Source organism: Propionibacterium acidifaciens DSM 21887, from assembly GCF_000426605.1.
GTDB lineage: Bacteria > Actinomycetota > Actinomycetes > Propionibacteriales > Propionibacteriaceae > Propionibacterium > Propionibacterium acidifaciens.
In genome coordinates this window covers 1-5,855 of record NZ_AUFR01000060.1, presented here as the reverse complement: position 1 = coordinate 5,855, position 5,855 = coordinate 1, and the positions used below count along the sequence as shown (strand labels likewise).

Below are 5,855 nucleotides of genomic sequence, written 5' to 3'. Positions count from 1 at the left end.
CAGGCCTCGTGCTCCAAGCGGCCGGGCCAGGATGGTCTCGGGTTCCTGCTTCCGGACGCGGACGGGTTCCACCGCGTCCCGGTTCCCCGCATGCCCGGCCGGGACCCGGCGCATCCTGGTGGCCCGCCAGTCGGCCGGCCACTCCTGCACCGTCCTCTCCGCCCGCTCGACCGTCTCAGCGATGACGCCCGCATCGACGCCACGGGAGGCGTGCAGGACCGCTTCGGCCTTCATCCCGGCGAGCACGCGACTGCCGGAACGCCTCCTCCACCCGACCAGGACGGCGGTCTCCTTCCGGGGCGACCCCGACCCGCACGCCCCCACCGCATCCGAAACAGCACAGGAAACCCACGAAACACGGCCCCGTCCCAGGGGGGCCATGGAAGTGGATGTTGCGTTTTTCGAAGTACGGGATCACCAGGCCCCACGTGCGCACCCCGGGGCGCATGCGCTCCACCTCGCGCCATGCCGCCTGCCCGATGCCCCTGCTGTTGCTGTGGGCATCCGGTGAGACGAACAGCAGCTCCAGTTCGCCCCTCCGCGCGGTCCCGTCGATGTTCAGCACGATTCCACCGACTGCGCGATCGCCCACGACGATGCGCCATGCCTCGGCGTGCTCCCCGCCGATCGCGCGCTCGATGGTCCCGCGGAAGATGATCTGCCCGTCCTCCTCGAAGTGGTCGTCGCGCATGTCGAACCCCTGCGTCGCCCCGTGGAGGAACGCCTCTTGGTTGTCGGCTGTGAACTGCTCGCGGTCATCGGGCTCGAGCGGCGCCAGTGTGATGCCCGGACCGGCTGCCACACCCTGTCGGCTGTCCATGCGGCCATCATCCCAGCCTGATCCGTGGTGTCCCGGTGCCCGCCACGGGCAGCTGCGTCTTCGAGAACGGTGCCCACCGTCGAAGACTCGCCGACCGTGAGCCCGGCTCTTCGGCCCGAGCGTGAGGTCAGGAGCACGGGCCCCGTCGATGAGCGGCGTTCCAGGGACGTCGTTGCCGGGCCTGCATGGGCCTTCGGGTCTCCGCCCATGTCGGGTCGCGGCCGGAGGACGCGGGCAAGCCGGCCGGCGAACGGGCGCGGTCGCATACGAGGCGACGCATACGAGGCGACCCCGTGCGGAAGACCGGCGGCCACCCGGAACCGGATCGTGCGCCCGCTCCCCCTTTCGTCATCGAACCGGCTCACGCCAGCGGCACGACCCGCACCTGGGTGGCCTTGACCTGCGCCCACAGCCGCCCGCCGACCGGCGTCCCGAGCTCGGCCCAGGCCGCCGTCGTCACCCGGGCCCGGACGACGGCCCCGCCGTCGAGGCCCAGCCGCACGCTCACCAGGCCGCCCGACTCGTCCGCCGCCTCGACCGTGCCGGGCAGGGCGCTGCGCGGCGAACCCCCCGGCGGCGCGGCGTGCAGGGCGACCGACTCCGGCGCGAAGACCATGGCCACCCGCTCCCCCGCCGCGGGCGCGCCGGTCTCGGGCGGCCGTGCGGCGACGAGGCGGCGCTCCCCCACGGCGACGCCGGGCAGCCCGTCGTCGCCGACGACGAGCGTCCCGGTGACGATGTCGAGGCCGGCCAGCCGGGCGGTGAAGGTGCTCGCCGGGCGGGCGATCAGCCGTGCCGGTTCGCCCTGCTCGACGATCCGACCGTGGTCGAGGACGATCATCCGGTCGGCCAGCTCGAGCGCCTCGAGCACGTCGTGGGTGACGACGATCGTCGTCGTGCCCGCGTCGGCCAGGCGCGCGGCGAGCACCCGGCCGACCTGCGAGGATGCCTCGACGTCGAGGGCCGCCGTCGGCTCGTCGAGGACGAGGACGGCGGGCTCGAAGGCCAGCGCCCTGGCCAGCGCGACACGGGCCGCCTGCCCGCCCGAGAGCTGCCGGCCGCGTCGCCCGGCGAGTTGCGCGCAGCCGACGGCGGCGAGCTGCTCCGCGGCCGCCTCCCTGGCCCGTCCGCGGGGCACGCCCCGGCAGCGCAGCGGGAACGCCACATTGTCGAGCACGCTCATGTGGGCGAAGACGTGCGGGTCCTGGCCGAGCATCGCCACGCCGCGGCGGTGGGCGCTGACGAAGGCGCGCGGCCCGTCGACGAGTCGGCCGCCGATGCGCAGTTCGCCGCTGTCCAGGCGCAGCCGCCCGGCGACGATCTCGGCGAGCGTGGACTTGCCGGAGCCGTTGTGCCCCATGACGGCGAGCACCTGCCCCGCGGGGATCTCGAGCGTCAGGGCCCAGTCGCGGGCCGACAGGGCGCCGTCGACGCCGATCGACGCCGCGGGCACGGCGCGCGCCGGAGCGGCGGAGACGGGCTCGGCGGCCGCCGCCCCGTCCTCGTGGACGGGCCCGCCGCCACGCCCCCCGGGCGTCCACTCGGTGCCCGCGACGACGAGGGCCGCCACGACGACGAGGAGAGCGCCGAGCGCCAGCGCGTTGTCGGAGTCCGTCTCGCGGGCCAGGTAGATCTGCAGCGGCATCGTGCGGGTGACGCCCTGCAGCGAGCCGGCGAAGGTGAGCGTCGCCCCGAACTCGCCGAGGCAGCGGGCCAGCGACAGCGCCGTACCGCGCGCCAGCGCCGGCACGACGAGGGGCAGCGTGATGGCGCGCAGCACCCTCGTGGGGCCGGCGCCGAGCGAGGCGGCGGTCTCCTCCAGACCCGCCGGCCGCGAGCGCAGGGCGGCTTCGAGCGTGATGACGAGGAAGGGCAGCGAGACGAAGACCTGCGCCATGACGACCGCCGGCGTCGTGAAGCCGATGCGAACGCCCCAGACCCCGTCGAGCACCTGGCCGACGAGGCCCCGGCGGCCGAAGGTGGTCAGCAGCGCCAGCCCCGCGACGACCGGCGGCAGCGACAGCGGCAGCGCGACGAGCACCCGCGCGCACCGCACCCCGCGCCAGGACCGCGACAGCAGCACCGCCAGGGGCACGCCGAGCACCAGGTCGACGGCCGTGGCGGCGGCGCAGGTGCGCAGGCTCAGCCACAGGGCGTCGCGCGAGGCCTCGGCGCCGATGAGCTCGCCGAAGCGCCCCCAGGGGACGGCCGCCCCCATGCCGACGAGGGGGATCACGAGGTAGAGCACGCCCAGCGCCGCCAGCGCCGCCAGCCAGACGGGGACCGGGGCCGGCGGCGCGGCGCGGCGGGCGCGTGCGCTCATCGGACCGGCTCAGGCGGCCTTGGAGAAGCCGTACTTGTCGAGCGTGGCCTGGCCGTCGTCGGAGAGCACGTAGTCGACGAACTGCTGGGCCAGCTCGGCGTGCTGGCTCTCGTTGACGGTGGCGATCGGGTAGTGGTTGACGACCTGGTCGGCGCCGGCGATCGGCACCTCGGTGACCTTGTCGCCGGCCTCCTTCGCATCGGTGCGGTAGACGATGCCGGCGGTGGCCTCACCGCTCGTGACCTTGCCGACCACATCGGTGACCTGCTGCTCCTCGCTCACCGGGTTGAGCGTGACGCCGAGCTTCTCGGTGAGCTGCTGGGTGGCCGAGCCGCAGGGCACCTCGGGCGCGCAGATGACGAGCTGGGCGTTGTCGAGCGAGGCGTCGAGGCCCGTGACGCCGGCCGGGTTGCCGGCGGGCGTGATGATCGTGAGGACGTTCGTGGCGAACTCGGTGGTCTCACCGACGGTGCCGGCGTCGACGGCCTTCTGCATCGTCGAGGTGTTGGCGGTGGCCAGCACGTCGGCCGGGGCGCCCTGGTTGATCTGGTCGACGAGGGTCTGCGAGCCGGCGTAGTTGAACTGGACGTCGACGCCGGGGTGCTCGGCCTCGAAGGCGGTGGCCATCTCGTCGTAGCCGGCGGTCAGCGAGGCGGCCGCGTAGACGGTGAGGACGGTGGTCTGGGTCGAGGACGAGGCGTCGGAGGACGAGCCCTTGGACGACGAGCAGCCGACCATGGCGGCCGACAGCGCGACGGCCGTGCCGACGGCCGTGCCGACGGCCATGATGCGATGGGTGAGTCTCATGATGCTCCTTGTGGGTTCGTGGCGTACGCATTCGTGGCCGCCGGGACGACGTCGTCCCGGCGGGGTCCTGATTCCATGGCCCCGACGGGCCTACGAGGTGACGGGCAGCTCGAGGGAGACGTTCGTCGCCTTCACCCGGGCCACCGCGATGGAGCCCACCTCGAGGCCGAGGGCCTCGACGGCCTCGGTGGAGATGAGCGAGACGATCCGGGAGTTCCCGGCGACGAGGTCGACCTGGCTCATGACCGGATCGGATCTGATGGCCGTGACGATGCCCTGGATGTGGTTGCGCGCCGACTGGGACCGCGACCCGTCCTCGAGGCCGACGTGGTCGTGCTGCTGGGCGAGCAGATGCCCGGCCAGCGAGGCGCCGTCGACGCGCAGCACGTGCTGGTCGTCCTGGAAGGCTTTCACGGCGCCGGAGCTGATCCAGCGGCGGATGGTGTCGTCCGAGACGCCGAGCAGCCTGCTGATGTCGGAGATGCGATGCCTTGGCACGGAAGAACCATAGCAAAATCGGATGGATCGACCCGAATCACCCGCATCAGCGGATCGGAGGATCGGCGGCGCCCGCCGCGCTCAGCTCTCGGCCAGCTGGATGTAGACGTGGCGCAGCAGCGGCACCACCACGTCGAGGGTGTCGCTCATGCCGCCCTTGGAGCCGGGCGAGCAGACGAGCAGGGCCGCGTCGGCGTCCTTGCCGGTGACGCCGACGACCTCGCGCGAGAGCGGCGCGAGCGGGCTGTGCTCGGCGCCGTGGGCGCGGATCAGCTCGGCGACGCCGGGCAGCTCGACCTCGACGAGCCCGCGGAGGACCTCGGGGGCGTCGTTGTTGCGGCGGAAGCCGGTGCCGCCCAGGACGACGACGAGCCGCCGTCCTGCCGTGATGGCCGCGCGCAGCTCCTCGTCGAGGGACTGCGCGAGCTCGGGGACGACGCTCAGCGAGACATCGCCGAGCCCCTCGGCCAGGAGGCGGTCGCGACAGGCCTCGCCCGCCCCGTTGGGGCGCTCCCCCGACAGCACGCGGTCGCTCATGACGACGACCGCCGCGGTGATCGTCGACAGGTCGAAGTCGTTGCGGTACGTCATCCGGCATCCTCTCCGCGCCCCACGGCGCTGGTCGTCGTGCCCGCGCTCGTCGCTCTGACGGCTGCGCTCGCTTCACCAGCCACCCTAGGCCTGCCGCCGTCCGCGGGGACGCGGTGAGCCCCTTGGACCTCGCGGCAGCTGGGCGCCCGTGGGCGGATGCCGCGGCGGCCTCGCAGAACGACCGCACCGCCCCTGGACGGCGCGGGCCGCCGGCCCCGGGGCGGTGGACGCCTCCTGCAGCGTGACGCGAATCTGCTTGCGGTCTCGGCGATCCATGCGCTGGCCCGTCGTGGCTGATCCGTCGGGTTCCTGTCCTGGCTGGAGATGGTCGAGGCTCGGTCGCCCGGTCGCCACTCTTGAGGTTCTTGGGCGGTTGGCGGGGGGTTCTGGGTGGGGTTCCTGAATCGTCCCCGAGGGGAGCGGTTCTGTGGGGTCGAGGGTGTTGTTTCTCTCGTTGCGACTGGTTGACGGTGGGGTTGTTCTCGTGGCTGCATTGGTGTGGTTCTGTCTGCCCACTCCGGGGGGTTCTTCGGGGGGTTCTTCTGTGAGTGGTGATCTGAGTCTTGATGATCTGCATGCGGCGTCGGATGTGGTGTGGGATTTCGTGGTCAGTGCTGATCTGGCGGGCGGGCTCGACGCGGCGGCTGCTACGGTGCGGGGTCGGGTGGGGCCGCGGAACAGCCGCAGGGACACGTACGGGACTGAGTTCAGGGGGCTGGAGTGCTTGGTGTTTTTCGGACAGTGGGTGAAATGATCGTGAGGTAGAATTAGATCATGTCGGCACCGAAATACAGTGCGGAATTTAAGGAACAAGTC

The 5,855-nt window shown here is 72.6% G+C and carries 5 protein-coding genes; all 5 read right to left on the bottom strand.

The features are described 5' to 3' along the window. Positions 1 to 175: 175 nt before the first annotated feature. The 5 genes from K336_RS16390 to K336_RS0112120 all read right to left on the bottom strand — a co-directional run bounded on the left by K336_RS16390 (position 176) and on the right by K336_RS0112120 (position 5,039). Positions 176 to 820, bottom strand: coding sequence for a GNAT family N-acetyltransferase (locus K336_RS16390; protein ID WP_211223513.1), 645 nt, complete (start codon positions 818 to 820; stop codon positions 176 to 178). 361 nt (positions 821 to 1,181) lie between these two features. Further along, positions 1,182 to 3,143, bottom strand: a complete 1,962-nt coding sequence (gene modB / locus K336_RS0112135) for a molybdate ABC transporter permease subunit (RefSeq protein ID WP_028707174.1) — start codon at positions 3,141 to 3,143, stop codon at positions 1,182 to 1,184. Between the two features lie 9 nt (positions 3,144 to 3,152). After that, on the bottom strand, positions 3,153 to 3,950 hold the full coding sequence (gene modA, locus K336_RS0112130; RefSeq protein ID WP_028707173.1) for a molybdate ABC transporter substrate-binding protein: 798 nt from the start codon (positions 3,948 to 3,950) through the stop codon (positions 3,153 to 3,155). Positions 3,951 to 4,040: 90 nt separating this feature from the next. Beyond that, on the bottom strand, positions 4,041 to 4,448 hold the full coding sequence (locus K336_RS0112125; protein ID WP_021798229.1) for a TOBE domain-containing protein: 408 nt from the start codon (positions 4,446 to 4,448) through the stop codon (positions 4,041 to 4,043). An 81-nt stretch (positions 4,449 to 4,529) separates the two neighbouring features. After that, positions 4,530 to 5,039, bottom strand: a complete 510-nt coding sequence (locus tag K336_RS0112120; protein WP_021798232.1) for a molybdopterin-binding protein — start codon at positions 5,037 to 5,039, stop codon at positions 4,530 to 4,532. Positions 5,040 to 5,855 lie beyond the last annotated feature (816 nt).